21 protein-coding genes are annotated in these 25885 nt (G+C 72.9%); 15 read left to right on the top strand and 6 right to left on the bottom strand.

Translation table 11 applies throughout. The features are described 5' to 3' along the window. Window positions 1-4: 4 nt before the first annotated feature. Window positions 5-673, bottom strand: a complete 669-nt coding sequence (locus tag FGE12_RS20815) for a hypothetical protein (protein WP_153868278.1) — start codon at window positions 671-673, stop codon at window positions 5-7. Between the two features lie 179 nt (window positions 674-852). Here FGE12_RS20815 and FGE12_RS20810 point away from each other — a divergent pair, with 179 nt between their 5' ends. Genes FGE12_RS20810 through sthA form a run of 3 tightly spaced genes read left to right on the top strand, consistent with a single transcriptional unit; the run spans window position 853 to window position 3358 of the window. Beyond that, on the top strand, window positions 853-1044 hold the full coding sequence (locus FGE12_RS20810; protein WP_153868391.1) for a hypothetical protein: 192 nt from the start codon (window positions 853-855) through the stop codon (window positions 1042-1044). 36 nt (window positions 1045-1080) lie between these two features. Further along, window positions 1081-1881, top strand: a complete 801-nt coding sequence (locus FGE12_RS20805) for a pseudouridine synthase (protein ID WP_194798117.1) — start codon at window positions 1081-1083, stop codon at window positions 1879-1881. A 34-nt stretch (window positions 1882-1915) separates the two neighbouring features. Further along, window positions 1916-3358: a Si-specific NAD(P)(+) transhydrogenase gene (sthA, locus tag FGE12_RS20800; RefSeq protein ID WP_153868277.1), complete on the top strand. Its 1443-nt coding sequence runs from the start codon at window positions 1916-1918 to the stop codon at window positions 3356-3358. Here the strand turns inward: sthA and FGE12_RS20795 are convergent. Both FGE12_RS20795 and FGE12_RS20790 read right to left on the bottom strand, forming a co-directional pair. Next, on the bottom strand, window positions 3342-3665 hold the full coding sequence (locus FGE12_RS20795) for a hypothetical protein (RefSeq protein ID WP_153868276.1): 324 nt from the start codon (window positions 3663-3665) through the stop codon (window positions 3342-3344). The two genes, sthA and FGE12_RS20795, sit on opposite strands and share 17 nt — an antisense overlap. A gap of 99 nt (window positions 3666-3764) precedes the next feature. Beyond that, window positions 3765-4157, bottom strand: coding sequence for a nuclear transport factor 2 family protein (locus FGE12_RS20790; protein ID WP_153868275.1), 393 nt, complete (start codon window positions 4155-4157; stop codon window positions 3765-3767). A 183-nt stretch (window positions 4158-4340) separates the two neighbouring features. On the opposite strand from FGE12_RS20790, the gene fusA reads away from it, so the two are divergent. The 6 genes from fusA to FGE12_RS20760 all read left to right on the top strand — a co-directional run bounded on the left by fusA (window position 4341) and on the right by FGE12_RS20760 (window position 17154). Next, complete coding sequence (gene fusA, locus FGE12_RS20785) at window positions 4341-6455, top strand: elongation factor G (RefSeq protein WP_194798116.1); 2115 nt, start codon at window positions 4341-4343, stop codon at window positions 6453-6455. Window positions 6456-6667: 212 nt separating this feature from the next. Then, window positions 6668-8107 (top strand): DEAD/DEAH box helicase, encoded by a 1440-nt coding sequence (locus FGE12_RS20780; protein WP_153868273.1) that lies wholly within the window; start codon window positions 6668-6670, stop codon window positions 8105-8107. Between the two features lie 113 nt (window positions 8108-8220). Then, complete coding sequence (locus tag FGE12_RS20775) at window positions 8221-10155, top strand: ABC-F family ATP-binding cassette domain-containing protein (RefSeq protein ID WP_194798115.1); 1935 nt, start codon at window positions 8221-8223, stop codon at window positions 10153-10155. Next, window positions 10152-11774 carry an ABC-F family ATP-binding cassette domain-containing protein gene (locus FGE12_RS20770; protein WP_153868272.1) on the top strand — a complete coding sequence of 541 codons (1623 nt, stop codon included), beginning with the start codon at window positions 10152-10154 and terminating at the stop codon, window positions 11772-11774. The genes FGE12_RS20775 and FGE12_RS20770 overlap by 4 nt, the downstream gene beginning before the upstream one ends. Window positions 11775-12003: 229 nt before the next feature. Further along, window positions 12004-13938 carry a M57 family metalloprotease gene (locus tag FGE12_RS20765; RefSeq protein ID WP_153868271.1) on the top strand — a complete coding sequence of 645 codons (1935 nt, stop codon included), beginning with the start codon at window positions 12004-12006 and terminating at the stop codon, window positions 13936-13938. A 108-nt stretch (window positions 13939-14046) separates the two neighbouring features. Next, window positions 14047-17154: a serine/threonine-protein kinase gene (locus tag FGE12_RS20760; RefSeq protein WP_153868270.1), complete on the top strand. Its 3108-nt coding sequence runs from the start codon at window positions 14047-14049 to the stop codon at window positions 17152-17154. Here FGE12_RS20760 and FGE12_RS20755 read toward each other — a convergent pair. Further along, window positions 17087-17968, bottom strand: coding sequence for an alpha/beta hydrolase (locus FGE12_RS20755; RefSeq protein WP_194798114.1), 882 nt, complete (start codon window positions 17966-17968; stop codon window positions 17087-17089). The two genes, FGE12_RS20760 and FGE12_RS20755, sit on opposite strands and share 68 nt — an antisense overlap. A gap of 122 nt (window positions 17969-18090) precedes the next feature. On the opposite strand from FGE12_RS20755, the gene FGE12_RS20750 reads away from it, so the two are divergent. The 6 genes from FGE12_RS20750 to FGE12_RS20725 all read left to right on the top strand — a co-directional run bounded on the left by FGE12_RS20750 (window position 18091) and on the right by FGE12_RS20725 (window position 22641). Further along, window positions 18091-18672, top strand: a complete 582-nt coding sequence (locus FGE12_RS20750; RefSeq protein WP_228530958.1) for an acyltransferase — start codon at window positions 18091-18093, stop codon at window positions 18670-18672. 38 nt (window positions 18673-18710) lie between these two features. Next, entirely contained in the window at window positions 18711-19025 is a 315-nt protein-coding gene (locus FGE12_RS20745; RefSeq protein WP_153868268.1) for a hypothetical protein, read from the top strand. Beyond that, window positions 19022-19726: an SDR family NAD(P)-dependent oxidoreductase gene (locus FGE12_RS20740; RefSeq protein WP_153868267.1), complete on the top strand. Its 705-nt coding sequence runs from the start codon at window positions 19022-19024 to the stop codon at window positions 19724-19726. The genes FGE12_RS20745 and FGE12_RS20740 overlap by 4 nt, the downstream gene beginning before the upstream one ends. 7 nt (window positions 19727-19733) lie before the next feature. Then, complete coding sequence (locus tag FGE12_RS20735) at window positions 19734-21098, top strand: class I adenylate-forming enzyme family protein (RefSeq protein ID WP_153868266.1); 1365 nt, start codon at window positions 19734-19736, stop codon at window positions 21096-21098. Beyond that, on the top strand, window positions 21095-21676 hold the full coding sequence (locus FGE12_RS20730; protein ID WP_153868265.1) for a DapH/DapD/GlmU-related protein: 582 nt from the start codon (window positions 21095-21097) through the stop codon (window positions 21674-21676). The genes FGE12_RS20735 and FGE12_RS20730 overlap by 4 nt, the downstream gene beginning before the upstream one ends. 83 nt (window positions 21677-21759) lie before the next feature. After that, on the top strand, window positions 21760-22641 hold the full coding sequence (locus FGE12_RS20725) for a DMT family transporter (RefSeq protein ID WP_153868264.1): 882 nt from the start codon (window positions 21760-21762) through the stop codon (window positions 22639-22641). A 1-nt stretch (window position 22642) separates the two neighbouring features. Here the strand turns inward: FGE12_RS20725 and FGE12_RS20720 are convergent, their stop codons facing one another. Both FGE12_RS20720 and FGE12_RS20715 read right to left on the bottom strand, forming a co-directional pair. Next, entirely contained in the window at window positions 22643-23824 is a 1182-nt protein-coding gene (locus FGE12_RS20720) for a UTP--glucose-1-phosphate uridylyltransferase (protein ID WP_153868263.1), read from the bottom strand. A gap of 126 nt (window positions 23825-23950) precedes the next feature. Next, window positions 23951-25840 (bottom strand): OPT family oligopeptide transporter, encoded by a 1890-nt coding sequence (locus tag FGE12_RS20715; protein WP_153868262.1) that lies wholly within the window; start codon window positions 25838-25840, stop codon window positions 23951-23953. Between the last annotated feature and the right edge of the window lie 45 nt (window positions 25841-25885).

The raw sequence follows: 25885 nt of genomic DNA, 5'->3' as shown, positions 1-25885 counted from the left end.
GCCGTCAGTGGCAGCCGCCGGCACCCGCGGGCGCGGGGCGTCCAGGCTGCACCGAGCGCGCGACCTCCTCCATCAGGGCCATGGTGGCCTCGGCCACCGGCGCGGGCGCCTGTGCGCTGAGCACCAGCGTGTGTCCGGGGCGCAGCGCGATGAGCGCGTGGCGCTGCACCCAGGGCGCGCCCTCGTGGCGGTAGGTGAGCTCCACCCAGCGGTGGCGCGGCCCCTCGCCGGTGCGCGCGACGCTCTGCCCCAGCCCCGCCATGCGCTCGAGCGGCGGGAGCTTCTGCTCCGAGAAGGGGCCCTGGAAGAACATGAAGGCCCCGGCCTCGCCGTGCAGCTCGAAGGCGGGCGGGCGGCGGTCATCCTTCGCGGAGAGGAGCGCGAGCCCGCGCGGCCAGGCCAGCGTGAAGAGCGCGGTCTCGATGCGCCAGTGGTCGAGCCGCGGACCGTCCTGCAACCCGCCCACCTCGTCGAGCGAGCCGGTACCCGGGGCGCAGTCCACCTGCGGCTCGCCGCCCCCGGCTGCCGGGGTCACCGTCACCTGGCGCGGCCCCCCGGGCGTGGCGCGGGTGAGCACGACGGCGTCGCCCGCCGCGCGCTCGAAGCGGTAGGGATTGATGGGGACGAGGGTGAGACCGTGGCCCGAGAGCCGGGCGAAGACGTGGGTGGCCACGCGGGGGACCTCCTGCGGGGAAAGCGGGCGGCGAGGGTGGGCGAGCGGACGACCGACCGCAAGCCTCCAGTGAACACGGGTGCCGGACGGGCGGCCGGGCAGGCCCCGCACACCCGCAGACCTACCTTTGGCCTGTCTTCATCTACCGCCAGCGCCTGGGAGGGCAACCCGTGAATCACATGCCATACGAGGAGAACGAGGTCGGAGTGCCGCGCCGCGAGAACGACGAGGCCCCGGGCCGCACGCCCCACCAGGCCGAGGGTGAGGATGGCGCCGAGCGCCGCGTCCCCGCGGGCGAGCCGGGGAAGACGCCCGGCAGCGCCGAGGGCGAGGGCGGCGAGGAGCGCGAGCTGCGGGGGCCGCCGTACTAGTAGGGACGCAGCCCTGCGGCGGGTAAGGTGCGCCCGGTGAGCCGCAAGAGCCCGAACCGCCGTCCACCGCCCCCTCCCCCCGCCCGCCGCTGGGAGGGCCGGGCCAAGCCCGACTGGCTCTCGCGCGCGCTCGCGCGGGCCGGAGCGCTGCCCCTGCCGGACGCCGAGGAGGCGATCCAGGCGGGGCGCGTGAGCATCAACGGGCGCGTGACGCGCCAGCCGCTGGCCCCGCTGCCCCCGGGCGCCGTGGTGAAGCTGGACGGGCTGGTGGTGCCGCTCGCGCCCGAGACGCGGGTGCTCGCCTTCCACAAGCCCGCGGAGCTGCTCACCAGCACGCGCAGCCAGCACGGGGTGCCCACGGTGTTCGAGGTGCTGCTGCCGCAGCTGCCGCGCGAGCTCGCGGGCTTCAGCTGGCACGCGGCGGGGCGCCTGGACCGCGACACGACGGGGCTGCTGCTCTTCACCAACGACGAGAAGCTCGTCGCCCACATCACCTCGCCGGAGACGCACCTGACCAAGCGCTACGTGGCGCAGGTGCAGGGCACGGCGGACGAGGCGAAGCTCGCGCCGCTGCGGCGCGGAGTGGAGCTGGAGGACGGGCCCGCGCGCCCTGCCTCCGTCGCGCTGCGCGACGCGCACACCGTGGAGCTCACCGTCACCGAGGGGCGCCACCACCAGGTCAAGCGCATGCTGGGCGCGGTGGGGCTGCCGGTGAAGGCGCTGCACCGCGAGGCGGTGGGCGGCGTGCAGCTGGACCTGCCCGAGGGCGGCTTCCGGCTGCTCACGCTGGAGGAGATCCACGAGGGGCTGCAGTACGCGGGGCGCGACGCCGGCTGAGGGCGCGCGGCCCCGCCACGCACGGAGAGCGACGATGCCGGACTACGATCTGGTGGTGATTGGCTCGGGCCCCGCGGGAGAGAAGGGGGCGGTGCAGGCGGCGCTGATGGGCCGGCGCGTGGCGGCGGTGGAGTGCGAGCCGGTGCTCGGGGGCGCCGCGGCCAACACCGGCACCCTGCCCTCCAAGACGCTGCGCGAGACGGCGCTGCACCTCTCGGGCTTCCGCCAGCGCGGCCTGTATGGCGTGGACGTGGAGGTCAAGCGCGAGGCGACCGTCACCGACTTCCTCTTCCGCGAGCGCCAGGTGAAGCACATCGAGCGCGCGCGCATCGCGCGCAGCCTCGAGCACGCGGGGGTGACCCTGCTGCCGGGCCGGGCGCGCTTCGTGGACGCGCACACGCTGGCCATCGCACGCGCGGGGCAGCCCGAGCTGCGCGTGAGCGCGGACACCTTCCTGCTCGCCACCGGCTCGCACCCCTACCGCCCGCCCGTCTACGCCTTCGAGAGCCCGCGCATCCACGACTCGGACGAGATCCTCTGCCTGGACGCGATGCCGCGCGCGCTGGTGGTGGTGGGCGGCGGCGTCATCGGCTGCGAGTACGCGTGCATGTTCGCCACGCTGGGCTGCCCCGTGGTGCTGCTGGAGAAGAAGGACCGCATCCTGCCCTTCCTCGACCTGGAGATCGGCGACCTGCTCGTGCAGCGCATGCAGGCGCTCGGCATCCGCTTCGTCCTGGGCCAGGAGGTGGTGAGCGCGAGCGCGCCTCCGGACCGGGCCGAGCCCGTGCGGCTCACGCTGGAGGACGGCGAGGAGCTGCAGACGGACATGGTGCTGGTGGCCGCCGGGCGCACGGCGAACAGCGCGGGGCTGGGGCTCGAGGCGCTGGGCGTGAAGCTGGGCAAGCGCGGCCAGGTGGAGGTCAACGCGCACTACCAGACCGCCGTACCGAACCTGTACGCCGTGGGGGACGTGATCGGCTTTCCCGCGCTCGCCTCCACCGCCCAGGAGCAGGCGCGCATCGCGATGACGCACGCCTGCGGCCAGGGGGCGACGTACGCGCTCAGCCGCACCCTGCCCTACGGCATCTACACCATCCCCGAGGTCTCCACCGCGGGCGAGACGGAGGAGACCCTGCGCGAGAAGGGCACCGCGTACGTCGTGGGGCGCGCCCCCTTCGCCACCAACGCGCGCGGGCAGATCATCGGCGAGACCTACGGCCTCTTGAAGCTGCTCTTCGCCCGGGACGACGCGCGGCTGCTCGGCGTGCACATCCTCGGCGAGCAGGCCTCGGAGCTCGTCCACGTGGGGCTGCTCGCCATCCTCCAGGGCGCGAGCGCGCGCCTCTTCCTGGAGACCTGCTTCAACTACCCCACGCTGAGCGAGGCGTACCAGACGGCCACCCTGGACGCCCTGCGCCAGGGGCTCGTCGTCGGTCCCGCACCGGGGCCTGGCGCGGTCCCTAGCGCGGCGACTTGAGGCTGCCCACGGTGAGCTGCGCGCCCGGCTGGCGCGGCGCGGGAGCACCGGGGCGGGCGCGTGGCCCGGGCGCCGACGCTCCGGCCGCACCCGCGCGGCCCTGCGCGCCCGCGAGCAGCTCCCGCACGCGCGCCCAGCGCCCCTTCTCCTCCGCCATCAGCCGCTGCAGCTCCGCGCGCGCCGCCGGGTCCTGCAGCCCCGCGGCGGCCTGGGCCACGCGGTCCAGGAAGGGCATGAGGTAGCCGAAGTCGCGATCGAAGCCGCTGCTGCTGCTGCCTGCACTGCCCTGCTCGCTGCGCTTCGCCATGGCCGGGCTCCTCCGTCGGGACGGGGCTTCGTGCGTAGCACGCCCGCGCGCAGGCGAGAGCGCCCGCGCGGGCGGGGGCGTCCGCGGCAGGACGGCGCGCTAGCCGTGGTAGACGCGGCTCGCCACGATGCGGCCGTTGCGGATTTCGAGGACCTCGGCCACCGGCATGGGGGGCTCGCCCCCGGGCGCGTGGCGCAGGTACTCCATGAACACGCGCTCGCCGTCCGCCGTGAGCGCCGTCTCCTCGTAGCGCAGGCCGGGGAGCCGGGCGTTCGCCTCGTTCCACCAGCGGGCGAGCGCCTCCTTGCCCACCAGCTTCCCGCCGGTGTCCGGGTGCAGCGCGCGGATCTTCGGGGAGGTGTGCGTGCAGTCGTCCGCGTACAACGCAACGAGCGCTGGGACATCATAGGTGTTAAAGGCACGGAGCCAAGCGCGCGCGAGGGCCCGGTTGCGCGCACCGCCATCATCGTGAGAAGCGGATTCAGCAGACATGGGGCGGCAGCCTAGCGCGCCCGGGCCCAGCAACCAGGCAGTTCACGCCATGCCAGGCCGCACGCCGGGGTGGGATAAGCACCCACCCTGTCCGCGGATTTGGCTGGAAAACTTTCCCCGCGGGAAGTAAGCGCCCGCCCCGCCCTGTTCCATCAGGCATTTCAAACCAAGAAGGACCGACTCGTGGCTTCCAACCAGTCCATCGACAAGATTCGCAACATCGGCATCAGCGCCCACATCGACTCGGGCAAGACGACCCTGTCGGAGCGCATCCTCTTCTATACGGGGCGCATCCACGAGATCCACGAGGTCCGCGGCAAGGACGGCGTGGGCGCGAAGATGGACTCGATGGACCTGGAGCGTGAGAAGGGCATCACGATCCAGTCTGCCGCCACGTACGCGATGTGGGGCGACACCAACATCAACCTGATCGACACCCCGGGACACGTGGACTTCACCATCGAGGTGGAGCGCTCCCTGCGCGTGCTCGACGGCGCGATCCTGGTGCTCTGCTCGGTGTCCGGCGTGCAGTCGCAGTCCATCACGGTGGACCGCCAGATGAAGCGCTACAAGGTTCCGCGCATCGCGTTCGTCAACAAGATGGACCGCGCCGGCGCGAACTATCAGCGCGTGTCCGCGCAGCTGAAGGAGAAGCTCGGCCACCACGCGGTGAACCTCCAGGTTCCCATGGGCGCCGAGGACCGCTTCGCCGGCATCGTGGACCCCGTGCTGATGAAGGCCTTCTACTTCGACGGGCCGGACGGCGCGATCGTGCGCGAGGAGGAGATCCCCGCCGAGTACCTCGACGAGGCCAAGGCCGCGCGCCAGGCGATCATCGAGGGCGTGGCCGAGGTGGACGAGGAGCTCGGTGAGCTCTTCCTCAACGACGCCGCCATCAGCAACGACCAGATCAAGGCGGCCATCCGCCGCGCGACCATCGCGCTCAAGATGACCCCCGTGATGTGCGGCTCGGCCTACAAGAACAAGGGCGTGCAGCTGCTGCTCAACGCGGTGCGCGACTACCTCCCGTCTCCCAAGGAGGTCGTGAACGAGGCGCTCGACCAGAAGAACAACGAGGCGAAGATCGTCCTCGAGAGCGACCCGTCCAAGCCCTTCGTCGGCCTCGCGTTCAAGCTCGAGGACGGCCGCTACGGGCAGCTGACGTACATGCGCATCTACCAGGGCACGGTCGCCAAGGGCGACTTCATCTACAACCAGACCAACCAGAAGAAGGTCAAGGTTCCCCGCATCGTGCGCATGCACTCCAACGAGATGAACGACATCCAGGAGGCGACCGCGGGCGACATCGTGGCGCTCTTCGGGGTGGAGTGCGCCTCGGGCGACACGTTCACCAACGGCGACATCAACGTCACCATGACGTCGATGCACGTGCCGGACGCGGTGATCAGCCTCGCGGTGGCCCCCAAGGACCGCACCGCGCTCGCCAACTTCTCCAAGGCCCTCAACCGCTTCACGAAGGAGGACCCCACCTTCCGCGTGCACCGCGACGAGGAGAGCGCCCAGACCATCATCAGCGGCATGGGCGAGCTGCACCTGGAGATCTACATCGAGCGCATGAAGCGCGAGTACGCGTGCGAGGTGGTCGCCGGTAAGCCCCAGGTGGCGTACCGCGAGACCATCACGCAGAAGGGCGAGTTCGCCTACACGCACAAGAAGCAGACCGGTGGTTCCGGTCAGTTCGCGCGCGTGTGCGGCTACCTCGAGCCGCTGCCGGCCGACGCCGTCAGCACCTTCGAGTTCGTGGACGACATCGTGGGCGGCTCCATCCCCCGCGAGTTCATCCCCGCCTGCGAGAAGGGCTTCCAGGAGGCGATCAAGAAGGGCACCCTCATCGGCTTCCCGGTGGTGGGCCTGCGCGCGGTGATCAACGACGGCGCCTTCCACGCGGTGGACTCGAGCGAAATGGCGTTCAAGACGGCCGCCATCATGGGCTTCCGCGAGGGCTACGCGGCGGCGAAGCCGGCCATCCTCGAGCCGATGATGAAGGTCGAGGTCCAGGCGCCCGAGGACTTCCAGGGCTCGGTGGTGGGTCAGCTCAACCAGCGCCGCGGCACGATCATGAGCACCGAGAACCGCGACGGCTACCTCGTCGCCGTGGCCGAGGTGCCGCTCAACGCGATGTTCGGCTACTCCACCGACCTGCGCTCCGCGACCCAGGGCAAGGGTGAGTTCACGATGGAGTTCGCCAAGTACACGCTGGTGCCGAAGAGCGAGGCCGAGGCCCTGATGGCCGCGTACCGCGAGAAGCAGGCGGCCGAGGCGGCAGCCCGCAAGTAGTTCCGCACCGCGCCCGGATGCTCCCGCTTGCCGGGAGCCTCCACGGGGCGACAGCGGCAAGAAGTTCGGGAAGGCGCCCCGGAAATGTTCGGGGCGCCTTTTCTCTTTTCACACTCTGGGGCGACTGCGTCCCCCCAAGGGCCCCCGGGCCCCTCCTCGCGCGAGCACGCCCGCAGTCGGCGCCGCGCACGCTTCACCTCACGAAAGCATTCATGCACTTCAAAGATCTCCAGCTGGTCGAGCCCCTCCTGCGCGCCGTCGAGGCCGAGGGCTACACCACGCCCACGCCCATCCAGCAGCAGGCCATCCCCTACGCCCTCTCGGGCCGGGACGTGCTCGGCTGCGCCCAGACGGGCACCGGCAAGACGGCCGCCTTCGGCCTGCCCATCCTGCAGCGCCTGATGGCGAGCAAGCCCGCCGGCAACGCGCGCCCCATCCGCTGCCTCGTGCTCACCCCCACCCGCGAGCTCGCGAACCAGATCGGCGAGAGCTTCGCCACCTACGGCAAGTTCAGCGGCCTCACCCACACCGTCATCTTCGGCGGGGTGGGCCAGAACGCGCAGGAGCAGGCGCTGCGCCGGGGCATCGACATCCTGGTGGCCACCCCGGGCCGCCTCCTGGACCTGATGAACCAGGGCCACGTGTCCTACAACTCGCTCGAGATCTTCGTGCTCGACGAGGCGGACCGCATGCTCGACATGGGCTTCATCCATGACGTGAAGCGCGTCATCGCGAAGCTGCCCAAGAAGCGCCAGACCCTGTTCTTCAGCGCCACCATGCCGGCGGAGATCACCGGCCTCGCGAACAGCATCCTCTCGAACCCCGCGAAGGTGGAGGTCACCCCCGTGGCCACCACCGCCGAAACGGTGGAGCAGAAGATGTACTTCGTGGACACCAACCAGAAGCGCAACCTGCTCAGCCACCTGATGGAGGAGCCGGCCATCAAGCGCGCCATCGTGTTCACCCGCACGAAGCACGGGGCGAACCGCGTGGCGAAGCACCTGGTGGACGGCGGCGTCGTCGCCGAGGCCATCCACGGCAACAAGAGCCAGAACGCCCGCGAGCGCGCGCTCGAGGCCTTCAAGGACGGCACCTGCCGCGTCCTGGTCGCCACCGACATCGCGGCGCGCGGCATCGACATCGACGGCGTCACGCACGTCATCAACTTCGACCTGCCCAACATCCCCGAGTCCTACGTGCACCGCATCGGCCGCACGGGGCGCGCGGGCGCACGCGGCATCGCGCTGTCCTTCTGCGACGGCGAGGAGCGCGCGTACCTCAAGGACATCGAGCGCACCATCCGCCGCAGCGTGCCGGTGGTGGAGCACCCCTACCGTCCCGGCGTGACCCCGCCCAAGCCTCCCGCCGCGAGCGGCAACGGCGGCGGCGGCGGCGAGCGCCACGGGCGCTCGGGTGGCCACGGCGGCGGCGGGCACGGCCCGCGCCGTGACGAGGGCCGCGGCGGCGGTGGCGGTGGCGGCGGTCGTCGCCACGGCGGCGGCGGTCGTGGCGGTGGCGGGGGTGGTGGCCGCTCCGGCGGCGGTCGCTCCGGCGGCCACGGCGGCGGCGGTGCGCGCCCCGCGGCGGCCAGCGGCGCTCCGGCGCCCGCGGCGGCTCCCCGGCCGGCGCGTCCGTCCCCGAAGTGGTTCTAGAACTGTCCCCTCTCCCTCTGGGAGAGGGTCGGGGTGAGGGAAGCGGGTTGTTCCCCTTCCCTCCCCCGCTGCAACTCTTGCCCCCCTGAGCCCTTTGGGCCAAGAGAGTCCCCGTGACGCTCCTTCGCGCAGCCAACCTCCAGCTCTCCTTCGGCAGCCGCACCGTGTTCCAGGACCTCACCCTCACCATCGAGGAGGGGGAGCGCGTGGGCCTGGTGGGGGTGAACGGCTCGGGCAAGAGCTCGCTGATGAAGATCCTCGCGGGCGCCCAGCCCGCGGACGCGGGCGAGCTGCAGCTGCGCCGCGGCACCCGCGTCACCTACCTGCCCCAGGAGGCGGAGTTCCCGCCCGGCGCCACGGTGGCGAGCGAGCTGAGCGTGGCCCAGGCCCCGCTGCGCGAGGCGCTCGCGCTGCAGGCGGAGCTGGGCCGCAAGCTCGAGGTGGGCGAGGGCAACGCGGACAAGCTGCTCGAGCAGATGTCGCAGCTCTCGGATCGCATCGAGCAGCTGGGCGGCTGGGACACGGAGCACCACGCGAAGACGCTGCTGGACCGGCTCGGGGTGAAGGACTGGGACCGCCCGGTCGCGGAGCTCTCCGGTGGCCTGCGCAAGCGCGTGTCCATCGCGCGCGCGCTGCTCACCCGCCCCGACCTGCTCCTGCTCGACGAGCCGACCAACCACCTGGACGCGGACACCACCGAGTGGCTCGAGGACGAGCTGGACAAGCTCCCGGGCGCGCTCCTGCTCGTCACGCACGATCGCTACTTCCTCGACGGGCTCGTGGACCGCATCGTGGAGATCAACCCGGGCGCGGGCGTGAAGAGCTACCCGGGCAACTACCAGGCCTACGTGGAGCAGAAGCTGGTGGCCGAGGAGGAGGGCGCCGTCGCGCAGCACAAGCGCGAGCGGTGGATCTCCCAGGAGGTCGCGTGGCTGCGGCGCGGCCCCGAGGCGCGGCGCACCAAGAGCAAGGCGCGCATCGAGCGCGCGCGCAAGCTGATGGCCGAGAAGGCCTTCCAGCGCCCCAAGGTGGCCGCCCTGCAGACCGTGAGCGCCCCGCGCCTGGGCCACACGATCGCGGAGGCCAAGAAGGTGCACAAGCGCTTCGGCGACCGCGAGGTGCTGCGCGGCGTGGACTTCCTGCTGCAGCGCGGAGAGCGCGTGGGCATCGTGGGGCCCAACGGCGTGGGGAAGACCACCTTCCTGCGCACCCTGCTCGGTGAGCTGCCGCCGGACTCCGGCGAGGTGATCATCGGCAAGAACACCAAGGTCGCCTACTACGACCAGAACCGCGCCCAGCTGGACCCCGAGCTCACGGTGTACGACGCGGCGAGCTGGGGCGAGGACTGGGTGGAGATCGGCGGGCAGAAGATCGCCCTGCGCGACTACCTGGACGACCTGCTCTTCCCCGTGCCCATGCAGCGCATGAAGGTGAAGGCGCTGTCCGGCGGCGAGCGCAACCGCCTGCTGCTCGCGCGGCTCTTCCTCGAGGGCGCGAACGTGCTGGTGCTGGACGAGCCCACCAACGACCTGGACATCGTCACCCTCAACGTGCTCGAGGGGCTGCTGCTGGGCTTCGGCGGCAGCGTGCTGCTCGTCACCCACGACCGCTACTTCCTCGACAAGGTCGCGACCTCCATCCTCGCCTTCGAGGGCGAGGGCAAGGCGACCCGCTACCCGGGCAACTTCGAGTTCTACCGCCGCCTCAAGGAGCAGACCGCGCGCAAGGCGGGCGAGCCCCCCGCGCCGGCGAAGAGCGAGTCCCGGCCCGCCGCCTCGGTGCCGGTGCCGGCCGCCCCGCCCCGGAAGCCGGCGACGAAGCTCAGCTACAAGGACCAGCGCGAGCTGGACGGGATGGAGGCCGCCATCGAGGCGGCCGAGGCCCGAAAGAGCGAGCTGGAGGCGCAGCTCGCCGACCCCGCCGTCTTCAGCAGTCCCTCGAAGGTGCAGGAGCTGCAGCAGCAGCTGGAGCCTGCGTCCCGGGAAGTAGAGCGGCTCTATGCCCGTTGGCAGGAGCTCCAGAACCTCGCAGCCCCCCAAAGCGCATGATCCGTCTCGACAACGTCAGCAAGCAGCACGGCCAGCAGATCCTCTTCGTGGAAGCCTCCGCCGCCCTGAACAAGGGCGAGAAGGTGGGGCTCGTGGGCCCCAACGGCGCCGGCAAGTCCACCGTGTTCCGGATGATCACCGGCCGCGAGACGGCCGATGAAGGCCAGGTCTCCGTCGACCGCGGCGTGACCATCGGCTACTTCGACCAGGACGTGGGCGAGATGCACGGCCAGAGCGCGGTCGCCGCGGTCATGGACGGCGCGGGCCCGGTGTCCACCGTGGCCGCCGAGCTCAAGCAGCTGGAGGCCGCCATGGCGGACCCCGAGCGCCTGGACGAGATCGACAAGCTGGTGGAGCGCTTCGGCGTGGTGCAGGGCCGCTACGAGGAGCTGGGCGGCTACGCGCTCGAGGGCCGCGCGCGGGAGATCCTCGCGGGCCTCGGCTTCAGCGAGGAGATGATGGACGGGGACGTGGGCGCCCTGTCCGGCGGCTGGAAGATGCGCGTGGCGCTGGGGCGCATCCTGCTCATGCGCCCGGACGCCATGCTCCTGGACGAGCCGAGCAACCACCTGGACCTGGAGTCGCTCATCTGGCTCGAGGGCTTCCTCAAGGGCTACGAGGGCGCCATCCTGATGACCAGCCACGACCGCGAGTTCATGAACCGCATCGTGACCAAGATCATCGAGATCGACGGCGGCACGCTCACCACCTACTCGGGCGACTTCGAGTTCTACGAGAAGCAGCGCGCGCAGAACGAGAAGCAGCAGCAGGCGCAGTACGAGCGCCAGCAGGCCATGCTCGCCAAGGAGGAGGCCTTCATCGCGCGGTTCAAGGCGCGCGCGAGCCACGCCGCCCAGGTGCAGAGCCGGGTGAAGAAGCTCGAGAAGATCGAGAAGGTGGAGCCGCCCAAGCGCCGCGTGACGCAGGTGTTCGAGTTCCAGCCGCCCCCGCGCTCGGGTGACGACGTGGCCAAGCTCACCAACGTGGTGAAGGGCTATGGCAAGCGCCGCATCTACGACGGGCTGGACTTCCTCGTGCGACGCGGCGAGCGCTGGTGCGTGATGGGCGTGAACGGCGCGGGCAAGAGCACCCTGCTCAAGCTGATCTCGGGCGAGAGCCAGCCGGACGCGGGCAACGTGGTCGTGGGCGGCAGCGTGAAGATGGGCTACTTCGCCCAGCACGCGATGGAGCTGCTGGACGGCGAGCGCACCGTGTTCGAGAGCCTGCAGGACCGCTTCCCGCGCGCCTCCGTGGGAAGCCTTCGCGCGCTCGCGGGCTGCTTCGGCTTCTCCGGCGACGAGATCGAGAAGAAGGTGCGCGTGCTCTCCGGTGGAGAGAAGGCGCGGCTCGTGCTCGCGCAGATGCTCTACGACCCGCCCAACTTCCTCGTGCTGGACGAGCCGACGAACCACCTGGACATGGCGACGAAGGAGATGCTCATCCAGGCGCTGCGCAACTACGAGGGCACCATGCTCTTCGTGAGCCACGACCGGCACTTCCTCGCCGCCCTGAGCAACCGCGTGCTCGAGCTCACCCCCGAGGGGCTGCACCAGTACGGCGGCGGCTACACCGAGTACGTGGCCCGCAGCGGTCACGAGGCCCCCGGCCTGCGCAGCTAACACCCTCCCCCTCAGAGGGTCCGTGCCCCGGAACGAAGCCGCTCGCCCCCAACGCGAGCGGCTTTTTTCATGTGCGAGCACCAGCGCGCCGGTGCGTGCCGCAGCCGCGTCCGAGCAAGCCCAGCGCACCTCTACACCGCGCGGTCGCTTTGTTAGTTGGCGCTCAAACGGTCTCCAGCGCCCTCCGCTATCGTCTCCGCCGCAGCAACACCTCTGGAGACGACGACACATGCAACGGAAGAAGCGCGGTGTGCTCGCGGTGGGACTCGCAGTGCTCGGCTCGGCGTGCGGAGCGCCGGAGGGCGGCAGCTCGACGACCGGGCCCGAGCAGGACGCCGTCCGGACGGGCACGGGGATGAGCTACGAGGCCTTCCTCGCCCAGGTCTACCGGGAGCCGGACTCGGGCCTCTGCATCCTCAACGGCGACGAGCCGATGGTGGACTGCGACGAGAAGCACCTGCAGGAGCTCTACGGGACGTACGTGCGCGAGGGGCAGCTCATCGTCAACCGCATCTACTCGGGGGACGACCGCTGGTCGGACGCGCAGAAGCTGAACCTCACCTACTGCGTGTCCAACACCTTCGGCACGAACAAGGCCGCGGTGGTGAACGCGATGGCGAGCGCCGCGGCGGCGTGGGCGGCGGCGGCGAACGTGAAGTTCACCTACGTGCCCGCGCAGGACGCGGGCTGCACGGCGAGCAACACGGCCGTCCTCTTCGACGTGAACCCCGTCAACGCGAACGGCCAGTACGCGGCGCGCTCCTTCTTCCCCAGCACCTCGCGCTCCGCGCGCAACGTGCTCATCGACGCGAGCGCCTTCGCCTCCACGCGCCCCACCCTCACCGGCATCCTGCGCCACGAGCTCGGCCACACGCTGGGCTTTCGCCACGAGCACACCCGCCCCGAGGCCGCCACCTGCTTCGAGGACAACAACTGGCGCGGCCTCACGCCCTACGACTCCGCCTCCGTCATGCACTACCCGCAGTGCAACGGCACCGCGAACACGCTGGAGCTGACCCAGAAGGACGTGGACGGCGCGCGCTCGCTCTACGGCGCCCCCGGCACGGCCCCCGCCCCCACGCCTGCGCCTGCTCCCGGCACTGCGCAGACCGAGACCTTCTCCGGCAGCCTCGCACGCGGCCAGCAGGCGGCCCACGGCCCCTTCAGCGTGGTGGCCGGCACGACCTTCGAGGTGGTGATGACGGGCTCGGGTGACCCGGACCTCTACGTGCGCTTCGGCGCCGCGCCCACGCTCACCAGCTACGCGTGCCGCCCCTACAAGACCGGCGCCTCGGAGACCTGCAGCCTCACCGTCCCCTCGGGCCAGAGCAGCGCGTACGTGATGGTGAACGGCTACGCGTCCGGCACCTACGCCCTCACCGTGCGCTACACGCGGCCGGGCACCTCCACCGCGGACACGCAGGCGCCCACCTTCGCGGGCCTCGCCTCGGCCACGGCGGTGGGCAGCAGCCAGGTGAACCTCGCCTGGGCCGCCGCGACGGACGACCTCAGCGCGCAAGGAGCGCTCGTCTATGACGTGTACGTGTCCACCTCGAGCACGGTGCCCACCACCCCGCCTACCTTCAGCACCGCCCCCGGGGCCACCTCCGCCCAGGTGACCGGCCTCAGCCCCGGCACGGCCTACTCCTTCGTGGTGCGTGCGCGCGACGCCGCGGGCAACCGCGACGCGAACACCGTGGTGCGCAGCGCCACCACCGCGCAGCCGACGCCGACGCCCACGGACCCGAACGCGGCCTTCGAGGACCGCGTGCTGGAGCTGGTGAACCAGGCGCGTGCCGCGGGCGCCACCTGCGGCACCACCGCCTACGCGCCCGCGCCGGCGCTCGCCCTGGACGCGCGCCTGCGCACCGCGGCGCGCCTGCACAGCCAGGACATGGCGGACCAGAACTACTTCTCGCACACCAGCCTGGACGGGCGCAGCCCCGGGGATCGCATGGCGGCCGCGGGCTACACGGGTGGCACCTGGGGCGAGAACATCGCCGCGGGCCAGACCACGCCCGAGTCCGTGATGCAGGGGTGGATGGCCAGCGCCGGCCACTGCACCAACATCATGAACCCCAACTACCGCCTCATCGGCGTGGGCTACGGCGCGAACAGCGCCTCCACCTACCGCGTGTACTGGACGCAGGACTTCGGGCGCTGAGCCCTGCACCGCAAGCCCGCTTGCCTTCTCCCGGCCCCGTCCCCATCCCAGAGGGGTGAGGGGCGCGCGGGCCGGGAGGGCGGCGCGCGCCCACCGGGCGCGGGCCGCATGGACTGCCTTGGCGAGGAGACGCTGCGCGCATGGCTCCGGGGAGCACTGCCTCCCGCGCTCACGGAGCAGGCGCGCCGCCACCTCGAGGGCTGTCCGAAGTGCAGCCGCGAGCTCGAGTCGCTCGCCCAGGAGCCCACTCCCACCTCACAGGGCCTGACGGGCCTCCGCCCTTCCGCCGTCTCTGCGGAGGAGCGGGCGCCGGAGCTGGGAGAGCTGCGCTCGCGCACGGTGCACGAGGTTCTGCCGCGCGGCACGCCCGTGGGCCGCTACCTCGTGGTGGAGCGGCTGGGCTTCGGCGGGATGGGCGAGGTGTACGCGGCCTTCGACCCGCAGCTCAACCGCAAGGTGGCCCTCAAGCTGCTGCTGCCGCACGCGGACGGGGCGGACGGCCGCGCGCGCCTCCTGCGCGAGGCGCAGGCGATGGCCCAACTCTCCCACCCCAACGTGCTGCCCGTGCACGACGTGGGCGAGGCCCAGGGACGCATCTTCGTGGCCATGGAGCTGGTGGAGCGCGGCGCCACGCTCGGGCGCTGGCTGCGCGTGCGCGAGCGGCGCTGGCCCGAGGTGCTGCGGGTGCTGGTGGCGGCGGGACGGGGGCTCGCGGCGGCGCACGCGGCGGGCCTCGTGCACCGCGACTTCAAGCCGGACAACGTGCTGGTGCGCGACGACGGCCGGGTGTTCGTCACCGACTTCGGGCTCGCGCGCGCAGGCGAGAGCGCGCCCGCGCTGCCCGCGGCGCTGCTGGACGCGGCGCTTCCCTCCGAAGAGCCCTTCGACGGGTCCTTCGGGAGTGAGGCGGAGGACCTGCTCCACGCCTCGCTCACCCTGGACGGGAGACTGGTGGGCACGCCCGGCTTCATGGCCCCCGAGCAGTACGAGGCGGGTCCGGTGGACGCGCGCGCGGACCAGTTCGCCTTCTGCGCCACGCTCTACACCGCGCTCTACGGGCAGCGCCCCTTCCGGGGTGCGAGCCCCCGGGCGCTCCTGCGCGCGGCGGCCGCGGGACGCGTCACCCCACCGCCTCGCGAGCGCCGGGTGCCGGGCTGGCTCGAGCGCGCGGTGCTGCGCGGCCTCAGCCCCCTGCCGGACGAGCGCTTCGCGGACATGGACGCGCTGCTCGCGGTGCTCGAGGACAACCCCACCGCGCGCCACCGCCGCATCGCGGTGGGCGCCGCGCTCGCGCTGCTGCTGGTGGGCGGCGTGGTGGCAGCGCTGTACGCGGCGTCGCGCCGGCAGCTCGCCTGCCGCGAGGAGGCGCAGGACTTCGGCCAGGTGTGGAGTGCCGCGCGGCAGGCGGAGGTTCAGCGGGCCCTCCTCGCCACGCGCGCCCCCTTCGCGCGCGACGCGTGGACGGGGGTGCACGCCGCGCTCGAGCGCTACCGCGAGCGCTGGGCGGAGCAGCGCGAGGAGGTGTGCCTCGCCACGCGGGTGCGCGCGCAGAGCACGGAGCGGGCGCTCGCGCTGCGCACCGCCTGCCTCGAGCGCCGCCGCGACGAGGTGCGCGCGCTCGGCGACGTGCTGATGCACGCGGACGCGCAGGTGGTGGAGCGCTCCGTGTCCGCCGCGCTGGCGCTCTCCCCGCCCGAGGACTGCGCGACCGCGGAGGGGGCGAGCGCGGGCGTCTGGGCGCCCACCTCGGAGGAGGAGTCGCGCCGCCACGAGGACGCGCGCGGGAAGCTGCTGCAGGGCAAGGCGCTGATCGAGTCCGGCAAGTTCCGCGAGGCCCTGGCGCCGGTGGACGCGGCGCGGGCCGAGGCAGTGCAGCTGGGAGACGAGGCGCTGCAGGCCGAGGCGCTGCTGCGCCTGGGCGAGGCGCAGCAGGGGCTCGGGGAGGCGGCGCGCGCCGAGCGCAGCGACAAGCAGGCGGCGTGGAGCGCCCTGAGCGCGGGCCGCACCGAGCTGCAGGTCGCCGCCTTCACCGCCCTCACCCTGCTCACGGGCTCGGACACCGAGCGCACGGCCGAGGCCCACGACTGGTTCGAGTTCGGCCGCGCGCTCATCCCGCGCCTGCCCCCGGACGGCGCCGTCGCGGCGCGCCTGCACAGCGCGCACGCCACGGCGTTCACCACCGAGGGCAACTTCGTGGAGGCCGAGGCCCAGGCGCGCCGCGCCCTCGCGCTCGCGCGCGGCGCCCCGGCGCCCTCGCCGGAGCTCGAGGCCTTCATCCTGCAGCGCCTGTCCAACGCGCTCGCCCGGCAGGGCAAGTACGAGGACTCGCTCGCCACCAACGCGCAGGCGCTCGCCCTGCTCGAGCGCACCCTCGGCCCGGAGCACCCGCGCGTCGGCATCATCCTGCTCAACATGGCGCCCACCCTGGGCGAGGTGGGCCGGCTCGAGGAGTCGCTCGCGGACGCGCAGCGCGGCTACGCCATCCTCGTGCGCGCCCTGCCTCCCACGCACCCGCACGTGGCCATGGGGCTCAACAACCTGGGCAGCGCGCTGCGCCGGCTGCACCGCTACGACGAGGCGCTGGACACCTACCGCCGCGCCCTGCGCCAAGTGGAGGCCGCGCTGGGCCCCGAGCACCCGGACACCGCCACGCCCAGCACCAACATGGGGCGCACGCTGCTCGCGATGCACCGGCCGGCCGAGGCCCGGCCGCACCTGGAGCGCGCGCTCGCGCTCTACGCGCGCGCCCACAAGGCGGACCACCCGCTCGCCGCGGACGCCCTCACCGCGCTGGGCGAGGCCCACCTGCAGCAGGGCCACCCCGAGCAGGCCCTGCCCCTGCTCGAGCGCGCGGCGCGCATCCGCGCGGACGCCAACGTGGCCACGCTGGAGACGGCGCAGACGCACCTCCTGCTCGCCGAGGCCCTGTGGCAGGTGGGCCGCCAGCGGGCCCGGGCGCAGGCGCTCGCGCTGCAGGCGCGCGCGGAACTCTCGCGTCCCGGCGGGGAGGCGCTGCACGCGGAGGCGGAGCACTGGCTCGCCCAGCACCCGGCGCCCGCGGTGGCCCACGGCCGCAAGCAGCCGCCGCCCGACGGCGCTGCGCCCACGCCCGCTCCTGCGCCGCAGGGAAGCGGCGCGGTGCCGAGCCCTAGGGTGACGCCGCCGCCGCGCGGGTCCGGGCCCCCGCCCGAGCCTTCACGTGGGCCTCCCCGATGAAGTCGCGCACGGCCTGCAGCGCGCGCGGGTCGGAGAGCAGCGCCACGTGGCCCGCCCCCGGCAGCTCGAGGTAGCGCGCCGTGGGGCCCAGCGCCGCGTGCACCGCGCGCCCCATCTGCACCGGCAGCGAGGCATCCGCGTCCCCGTGCACGACGAGCGCGGGGCTCAGCACGCGGGCGAGCGCGGGGCGCGCGTCGTAGCGGTCTCCGGGCAGCAGGCGCGCGAGGGGCGAGGGGCGCACCACCACCAGCTCGGTGTAGGGGGCGAGCAGGGTGAGGCTCGCGGGGGGCGGCGCGACGTCCGCCGCCACGGCGCTCGCCACGCCCGTGCCCAGCGAGAAGCCCACCACGTGCAGCGGGCCCGCGCCCGCCCACGCGCCCTCCCGCAGCGCCGCGTACACGCGCGCGCCGTCCGCGCGCAGCGCCTCGGGCGTGGGCGTGCCCTCCGAGCCGTCGTAGCCCCGGTAGGCGAACACCGCGAGCCCGTAGCCCTCGGCCCCTCCCAGCGCCTCGAGGAACTGCTGCCCCTGGCTCAGCTGCGCGTCCGCGTTGCCGGAGAAGAAGAGGACCGTGGGAAGGCCGGGCGCGCGCGGCGGATGCACGAGGCCCCGCACGCGCACGCCGGGCGCCACCTCCAGCAGCCGCGGGCTCCACCCCGGACGGCTGCCCAGGGCCACGTAGCCTGCCTCGGAGAGGGGCGCCGCGAAGAGCGGGAAGCGCAGGAGCCCCCGCTGCTGCAGCCGCCCCGCCCACAGCGCCGCGCCGGGCGCTGCGAGCACCGCGGCGACGAGCGCCGCCCTCAGCCTTCGAGCCATGTGTGTGTCCCCCCACGGACAGGCCGCAGCAGCCCCGCGCCGCCGCGTCTCCCCGCACCGCAGGGGAGATTGCCCGCCTGCGCGAAGGTGTGACATACACCCAGACGGAGGGGGCGGATTATTTGACCACGGCCGCACAGCGCAGCGCAGCAGCGGAGGCGGAGCCCGTTCCGCAGCCCGAGTCCGCCGTGCGCGAGTCGCCACTGCCGCCCGCCCTCCCCGGCCGGAGCGGCCGGCTGCGCCACCGGCTCGCGGGGCTGCTCTGGCGCCGGGTGCCGCCCTTCGTCCTCAACCGCCTGCGCACGCTCGCGCTGCGCCTGTGCGGGCTGCGCATCGGGCGGCACTCCATCTTCTGGGGCTGGCCCGAGCTGGTGGGCGGGCCCGCGGCGCGGCTGCAGGTGGGCGCGCACTGCGGCTTCAACGACGGCTGCTGGTTCGAGCTCGCGGACGAGGTGGTGCTGGGCGACCACGTCTCGGTGGGCCACGAGGTGGTGTTCCTCACCGCCCCGCGCGCTGGCGGCCCTGCACGCGGCCGCATCCACGTGGGCGATGGCGCGTGGCTCGCCGCGCGCTGCGTCATCCTTCCGGGGGTCAGCATCGGGGCGGGCGCGGTGATCAGCGCCGCCGTGGTGGTGAGCGAGGACGTGCCCCCCCACACCCTCGTCACCGGCGCGCAGCGGGTCTCGCTCGCACGGTGGCGCTGAGACTTCGAGACGTACGGATACCCGCAGGGAAAGACGACATGACGGCACAGCTGGACAGGAAGACGGCACTGGAAGTGGTGAGCGGCTGCGTGCGCGAGGCGCTGGAGCTGGCGGGCGCGCCGAGCACGGACGTGACGGAGGCGACGGTGCTGGTGGGCCCCGGCGCGGTGCTGGACTCCATCGGGGTGGTCTCGCTCATCGTGGACGTGGAGCAGCGCCTGGAGATGGACCACTCGGTCTCGGTGACGCTCGCGAGCGACAAGGCCATGTCGCAGCGCAACAGCCCCTTCCGCACCGCCGGCGTGCTCGCCGACCACGTGCTCGCGGTGCTCGCGGAAGGCAGCGCGTCATGACGGACAAGCAGGTGATGCTCATCACGGGCTCGCGCAAGGGCATCGGCCGCCACCTGGCGGAGACCTACGCGCGCCGCGGTTTCATCGTCGAGGGCTGCAGCCGCGGCGAGGCGGGCTGGGAGGCCGAGAACTACACCCACCACCAGGTGGACGTGGCGGACGAGCGCCAGGTGAAGGCGATGATCTCCAACGTGGCCAAGCGCCACGGCCGCATCGACGTGGTGCTCAACAACGCGGCCATCGCCACCATGAACCACGTGCTGCTCACCCCGGCGGCCACGGCCAACCGCATGCTCGAGGTGAACGTCACCGGCACCATGCTGGTGTGCCGCGACGCCGCCAAGGTGATGATGCGCCGGCGCTACGGCCGCATCGTGAACTTCACCACCATCGTGGCACCCATCGCGCTCGCCGGCGAGGCCATCTACGCCGCGTCCAAGAGCGCGGTGGTGACCTTCACCCGCATCCTCGCCTTCGAGCTGGGGCAGTGGGGCATCACCTGCAACTCCTTCGGCGCCACGCCGATCATGACGGACATGATCAAGGGCGTGCCCCAGGACAAGATCGACGCCGTGGTGAACGGGCTCGCCATCAAGCGCCTCGGCACTCCCGAGGACTGCGTGAACGTGTGCGACTTCTTCATCAGCCCCTCGAGCGACAACATCACCGGCCAGGTCATCTACCTGGGCGGCGTGACCTGAGCGCGCGATGACGGGTTGGCTCTTCGAGCGCATGCACGCGTGGGCCGGGGAGCCTGCGCTGGTGTTCCGCGACGTGCCCTGCACCTACGCCGCGCTGCTCGCGCGCGCCGAGGCCTGGGACGCGGAGCTCTCCGCGCGCGGCGTCGCGGCGGGCAATGTGGTGCTGCTCGAGGGCGGCTTCTCTCCGGGGGCCGTCTCGCTGCTGCTCGCCCTGGTGCGCCGCGGGGCGATCGCGGTGCCGCTCACGGCGCTGCTGCGCGTGCACCGCGCGGAGTTCTCGGACATCGCCGAGGTGCAGCACGCCTTCACCTTCGACGAGGCGGACGCGTGGACCTACGCGGCGAGCCCGCGCGAGGTGACCCACGCGCTCACCCGGAAGCTCGTCGCGCGCGGCCACCCCGGCCTGGTCATCTTCTCCTCCGGCTCCACCGGCCGCCCCAAGGCCGTGCTGCACGACTTCGCGGGGCTGCTGGAGAAGTTCCGGCCCGCGGGCGCCCGCAAGCGCTCGCTGACCTTCCTGCTCTTCGATCACATCGGAGGCATGGACACGCTCTTCAACACGCTGGCCAACGGCGGCACGCTGGTGGTCCCCACGAGCCGCGAGCCGGATGTCGTGTGCGCCGCCATCGCCCGCCACGGCGTGCACACGCTGCCCACCTCGCCCACCTTCCTCAACCTGCTGCTGGTCTCCGAGGCGTGGCGCCGCCACGACCTGTCCAGCCTGCAGGTGGTGGCCTACGGCACCGAGCCCATGCCCGAGGCGCTGCTCGGGCGGCTGCGCGAGGCGCTGCCGCACGTGAAGTGGGTGCAGACCTACGGCACCTCCGAGCTGGGCGTGCTGCGCGCGCGCGGCCGCGAGGGCGCCCCGCAGTGGATCCGCTTCCGCTCCGAGGGCTTCGAGACCCGCGTGGTGGACGGCGTGCTCTGGGTGCGCAGCCCCGCGGCGATGCTCGGCTACCTCAACGCGCCGGACCTCTTCGACGAGGAGGGCTGGCTCAACACCCAGGACGCCGTGCAGGTGGAGGGCGAGTACCTGCGCGTGCTGGGCCGCGTCTCGGACCTCATCAACGTGGGCGGGCAGAAGGTGTACCCGGCCGAGGTGGAGGGCGTGCTGCTCGCGCTGGACAACGTGCGCGACGTCGCCGTGTACGGCGAGCGCCACCCGCTCACCGGGCACATCGTCGCGGCGCGCGTGAGCCTCGTCACGCCCGAGCCCCTGGACGCCTTCAAGCGCCGCCTGCGCCTCTTCTGCAGGGAGCGGCTGCCCAGCTACAAGGTGCCCGCCCGCATCGAGCTCACCGAGCAGGAGCAGTTCGGCGCGCGGATGAAGAAGCTGCGCCCGGCCGCGGGCAGCGCGGAGCCCACGCCATGAGCGACGTGCCCGCTTCCGCCTCCCCCTCTCCGGGCCTCGCGCGCAAGGTGCTGCAGGCGCTGCGCGGCGAGGTGGAGCAGCTGCGGCCGCGAGTCGTGCTGGTGAGCTTCCTGGGCGCGGTGTTGCCCGGAGCGCGCGTGGGGCTGCTGAGGCTCGCGGGCTTCTCGATCGGCGAGGGCACGCAGGTGGACGGGATGCCGCGCCTGACCGGAGGCGAGCTGCCCCTGGGACCGAACCTCGTGGTGGGACGCGACTGCCATCTCGAGGCCGAGCTGACGCTGGAGCTGGGCGAGCGCCTCACGCTGCACGACGGCGTGCGCGTGGGGCGGCGCGCGATGATCCTCACCACCTCGCACGAGCTGGGGCCGCGCGAGCACCGCGCGGGGCCCATCACCCGCGCGCCCGTGACGATCGAGCGCGGCGCAGTGCTGGGTGCGCGCTGCATCGTGCTGCCGGGCGTCACCGTGGGCGAGGGCGCCGTGGTGGAGCCCGGCGCCGTGGTGAACAAGAGCGTGGCAGCGCACACGCGCGTGGCCGGCACGCCCGCGCGCCCCGTGCTCAAGCGGCCCTCGCCTTAGCGCCGCTCGATGACCCGGGCGAGCGGGGCGGTCGCTCGAACTGAGCGTTCCCCCGCTGCGCCGAGGCGCTAGTGTGCGCGCCCATGAGTGCCCCCGCCCGTGCTCCCCTGCCGCCGCTGCCCGCGGTGATCATCGCCATCGTGAGCGTCCAGGGAGGCGCGGCGCTGGCCAAAGGGCTCTTCGCGGCGCTCGGGGCGGCGGGCACCGCCGGGGTGCGCATCTGCCTCAGCGCGGCGATGCTGCTCGCCCTCTTCCGCCCCCCGCTCGCGCGCCTGAGCCGGGCGCAGTGGCGCGCCGTCATCCCCTACGGCCTGGTGCTGGGGGTGATGAACGTGAGCTTCTACCTCGCGCTGGAGCGCATCCCGCTGGGGCTCGCGGTCACGCTGGAGTTCCTCGGGCCCCTGAGCGTGGCGGTGCTGGGCTCCCGGCGCGCGCTGGACTTCCTCTGGGTGGTGCTCGCGGCGGCCGGCATCGCGCTGCTCGCGCCCTGGCAGGGCAGCGCGCACCCGGGTGCGCTGGACCTGGGGGGCGTGGGGCTCGCGCTGCTCGCGGGCAGCTGCTGGGCGGCGTACATCCTGCTCGGCGGCCGCGTGTCGCGCCTCTTCACGGATGGCCAGGGCGTGGCGGTGGGGATGCTCTTCGCGGCCCTCGCCGCCCTGCCCTTCGCGCTCGCGGACCGGGTGCTCGGCCGCCTCACGCCGGGCCTGCTCGCCGCGGGCCTGGGCGTGGCGCTGCTCTCCAGCGCCGTGCCCTACGTGCTGGAGATGATCGCGCTGCGCGCGCTGCCCAGCCGCACCTTCGGCATCCTGATGAGCATGGAGCCGGCGGTGGCGGCGCTCGCGGGGCTGCTCTTCCTGCACGAGCGGCTCACGCCCCTGCAGTGGCTCGCGCTCTTCGCGGTGAGCGCCGCCTCGGCCGGCGCCACGCTCACCGCTCCGCGCTCGCCGCCCCCCGTGGAGGCGTGAGTCAGAGGCCGCGCTTGTCCGGGTGGGGATCCTGCCCCTTCACCGCGCCGCTCCCTTGCGCGGCCTCGTCCCACAGCGGGCGCAGGCGCGCGGCCACGCGCGGCAGGTCGTCCGGGGCCTTCACCGGCTCGAAGCGGCTGGTGCGCGGGTCCTCGCGCGGCACCTCCACGAAGGCCACCGGCAGGAGCGCCCCACCGCCCGGTGCGACGAGGCTGCTCGCCTCGGCCGTCACCTGCTCGAGCTGCAGCACGTCCTGGCCCTCCACCTTCTTGCGCACCACGCGGTACGGCAGGCCCACCTCGCGCTCGAGCAGCGGCGCGAGGCTGAAGGTGATGTTGTTGGTGGAGATGACCGGGTGCTCCTCGGCCTTCACCTTCTCCACCAGCTGCAGCTGCCCGTGGATGCGCATGGGCGCGGCGCCCGCGTCCAGCGCGCCGCCCGCGGGGTTCTTGCGCGGGGTGACCTCCACGGTCATCGCCGCGCCCAGCTTGAGGTGCAGCCCGATGATGACCGGGTCCAGGGTGGCGGCGAGGTTGTCCACGTTGGCGAAGTACACGTAGCGCACGCCGCGCCGCTGCAGCTCGGCGCCCAGCTGGGTGCGCAGGGCGCGGAAGAAGTCGCCGTGGCCTGCGGGCGCGAGCGAGAGCGTGCCGTCCGCCTCGTGGAAGAGCCCGAGCGAGGGCGTGAGGCGCGGCAGCATGCGCTGCTTGAAGAGCATCACGTCCGGGTGCTTGCGCGCGGCGAGCCAGCGGGTGATGTCCTCGTGGGTGATGGACGAGGTCATCAGGGCCACGGGCACCGGGCGCCCGTAGCGCTCGCCCACGCGCTTCGCGTCCGCGAGCTTCAGGTCCAGGAAGCTGCGCTCGCCGAGCACCGGCACCAGTCCCTTCACCCCGCCGCCGAAGCGCGTTCCCGCGCCGCCGGCCACCACCACGCTCACCACCTCGCCGCGGCGGAAGGCCTCCTCTCCGAGACGCAGGCACTCCTGGTACAGCGGCGAGCCCGCCTTGGGCAGGGGCGTCACGTCCCCGGGCTGCAGGGCGCTGACGGCCTGCGCGAGGGGCGCGCTGGCCTCGGTGAGGATCCCGGCGCGCAGCTGCTCGACGAGGGCGCGGAACTCGTCGGCGGCAACGTCCTCGAGCGGCGGGAGATCGATCGGGTTCGGGGGCGGGTTGGAGTGCATAGGGGTGCACCGAATCTGGCGCGCCCCGAGCCCGCTGACCACTCTTTGCTGCTCGGGCGGGAGGTCCCGCGTCGACCGCCGCACGCTCTGCCCCGCCGCCTGCCGCCCGGCCGGGGCAGAGGGCGCCTACTTCGCGCCGAAGCCGAAGAGGCCGCCCACCTCGAGCAGCTTGATGGCGATGCCCATCAGGCTCTCGCCCGCGATGAAGCCGGCGCTCACCGGCAGCAGCGCGCGCGCCGCCATGCCCGGGGTCCAGCGGCGCATGCCGGCCGCAATCGCCGCGCCGAGGAACAGCGCCACGCTGCTGGTGCCGGGGATGACCATGGCGAGGCCGAGGCCGGAGGCGGACGGGATGAAGGGGCTCAGGCGGCGCGGCGCCCAGCGCTCGAGCAGCGTGAGCAGCACGCCCGCGGCCGCGCCGATGTACGCCGCGGTGACGGCCGTGGGGTGCAGCGCGCTCACGCCCTGCACCATCAGCCGCGAGACGCCCGCCCACACCAGCGCGGAAGGCGCCGGGAAGGCCTCGGTGCCCAGCACGGAGGCGTTGGGCACGATGAGCCGGAACACCGGCACGATGACCAGCGCGCCCGCGAAGACGCCGAACAGCTGCGCGTAGAACTGCTGGCGCGGGTTCGCCCCGAGGAGGAAGCCGCTCTTCAAGTCCGTGAGCAGGTCCGCCGAGTGCAGGCCCACGCCCGCGGTGGCGTTCGCGCTCATGATGTTCGCGGGGAGGTTGCCCGGCAGCAGGCCGCCGTAGATGAGCTGGGTGACGGGGCCCAGCGCCTTGGTGGGCGTGGTGTCCGTCTCGCCCGTCACGCGCGCCGCGATGATGCCCATCACGAAGGCGAGCGGCAGCGTGAGCAGGCCCGCCCACCAGGGAATCTGGAACAGCGTGGACATGAGCCACACCGCCACCGGCCCCAGCACGAGGAAGCCGAGCGGGAACCAGGCCGCGGGCGACTCCACCGCCGCCATGGGATCCGCGGCCGACTTCGACGCGCGCGGGAGCAGGAGCCCCCCGAGCCCGCCGAGCACCTTCACCACGCTGCGCCACTGGAAGGCGAACTGCAGCAGGCCCGCGGTGACGAGGAGCGCCGCCCCACCCCACACCGTCCAGCCCACGATGGCGCTGTAGCTCACCTTGGGGATGATGCCGCGCGCGACCATGGCGGGCGCGAGCACGCCGTAGTTCAGCACCGCGCCCAAGAGCATGGACCAGCCCGTCTTGAAGCTGATGAGCATGCCTGCGCCGATGAGGATGACGCTGGGGCCGACGCCCAGGGTCCACTTGGAGAGCGCCTCGCCGCGCAGGGTGAAGGGCAGCGGGAAGGTGGAGGGCAGGTTGAAGGGCATCCAGCGCGCCTTGGCCTCCGTGAGGAAGCCCATCAGGGCGCTGAAGGCACCGGAGAGCCAGAGCAGGCGGCTCTTCTCCTCGGCCTCCTTGCTGTGGCCGTAGAGCGAGCGCAGGACTTCGGCAGTGGCGGTGCCGGTGGGAAAGGGCAGCTGCTCGATGTTGATGAGCTGGCGCTTGATGGGCAGCGCCGCGAACACGCCCAGCAGCGAGACCACCGCGAACCACGCGATGAGCGCCGCGGTGGAGGGCAGCGCGCCGGTGAGCAGCAGCAGCGCAGGCACCGCGGCCATGTTCCCGCCGCCCGTCATGTAGCCGGCGGCCGAGGCCACCGAGGCCATGGCGTTGTTCTCCAGGATGCCGAACTCCCGCTTCACCAGCTTGAGCTTGCGCAGCAGCCCGAAGAGCGCGAAGGCGAGGATGCTGGAGGTGATGGTGACGCCGAAGCTCCAGCCCGTCTTCAGCACGATGAAGAGGTTGCTGAGGCACATCACCGCGCCGATGAGCATCCCCACCACGATGGCGCGCCCGGTGAGCTGGCGCACCCCGGGCTGGTACACGTGCTGGAGCCAGTAGCGCTCGGGGTCCGTCTTCGGGTCCACCGGCGCGCCCTGGACGTCAGGGAGCGGCGGCGGGGCGGCGGGGCTCGGGGCGGGAAGGCTCATGGGGGCACAAAGGATAGCACCCCACCCGCCCTCTCCACGCCCCCG

This window comes from Aggregicoccus sp. 17bor-14, assembly GCF_009659535.1.
GTDB lineage: Bacteria > Myxococcota > Myxococcia > Myxococcales > Myxococcaceae > Aggregicoccus.
Note: the sequence above shows the minus strand (reverse complement) of the source record. Positions and strands in the feature narration are given on the sequence as shown.

What these genes read in the sequence shown, in the direction of transcription:
- FGE12_RS20755 (WP_194798114.1), bottom strand. Translation starts at nt 17,968, where the DNA reads ATGGCTCGAAGGCTGAGGGCGGCGCTCGTCGCCGCGGTGCTCGCAGCG.
- FGE12_RS20745 (WP_153868268.1), top strand. Translation starts at nt 18,711, where the DNA reads ATGACGGCACAGCTGGACAGGAAGACGGCACTGGAAGTGGTGAGCGGC.
- FGE12_RS20725 (WP_153868264.1), top strand. Translation starts at nt 21,760, where the DNA reads ATGAGTGCCCCCGCCCGTGCTCCCCTGCCGCCGCTGCCCGCGGTGATC.
- FGE12_RS20810 (WP_153868391.1), top strand. Translation starts at nt 853, where the DNA reads ATGCCATACGAGGAGAACGAGGTCGGAGTGCCGCGCCGCGAGAACGAC.
- FGE12_RS20730 (WP_153868265.1), top strand. Translation starts at nt 21,095, where the DNA reads ATGAGCGACGTGCCCGCTTCCGCCTCCCCCTCTCCGGGCCTCGCGCGC.
- FGE12_RS20735 (WP_153868266.1), top strand. Translation starts at nt 19,734, where the DNA reads ATGACGGGTTGGCTCTTCGAGCGCATGCACGCGTGGGCCGGGGAGCCT.
- FGE12_RS20795 (WP_153868276.1), bottom strand. Translation starts at nt 3,665, where the DNA reads ATGGCGAAGCGCAGCGAGCAGGGCAGTGCAGGCAGCAGCAGCAGCGGC.
- FGE12_RS20760 (WP_153868270.1), top strand. Translation starts at nt 14,047, where the DNA reads ATGGACTGCCTTGGCGAGGAGACGCTGCGCGCATGGCTCCGGGGAGCA.
- FGE12_RS20790 (WP_153868275.1), bottom strand. Translation starts at nt 4,157, where the DNA reads ATGTCTGCTGAATCCGCTTCTCACGATGATGGCGGTGCGCGCAACCGG.
- FGE12_RS20770 (WP_153868272.1), top strand. Translation starts at nt 10,152, where the DNA reads ATGATCCGTCTCGACAACGTCAGCAAGCAGCACGGCCAGCAGATCCTC.
- sthA (WP_153868277.1), top strand. Translation starts at nt 1,916, where the DNA reads ATGCCGGACTACGATCTGGTGGTGATTGGCTCGGGCCCCGCGGGAGAG.
- FGE12_RS20765 (WP_153868271.1), top strand. Translation starts at nt 12,004, where the DNA reads ATGCAACGGAAGAAGCGCGGTGTGCTCGCGGTGGGACTCGCAGTGCTC.
- FGE12_RS20720 (WP_153868263.1), bottom strand. Translation starts at nt 23,824, where the DNA reads ATGCACTCCAACCCGCCCCCGAACCCGATCGATCTCCCGCCGCTCGAG.
- FGE12_RS20715 (WP_153868262.1), bottom strand. Translation starts at nt 25,840, where the DNA reads ATGAGCCTTCCCGCCCCGAGCCCCGCCGCCCCGCCGCCGCTCCCTGAC.
- FGE12_RS20740 (WP_153868267.1), top strand. Translation starts at nt 19,022, where the DNA reads ATGACGGACAAGCAGGTGATGCTCATCACGGGCTCGCGCAAGGGCATC.
- FGE12_RS20780 (WP_153868273.1), top strand. Translation starts at nt 6,668, where the DNA reads ATGCACTTCAAAGATCTCCAGCTGGTCGAGCCCCTCCTGCGCGCCGTC.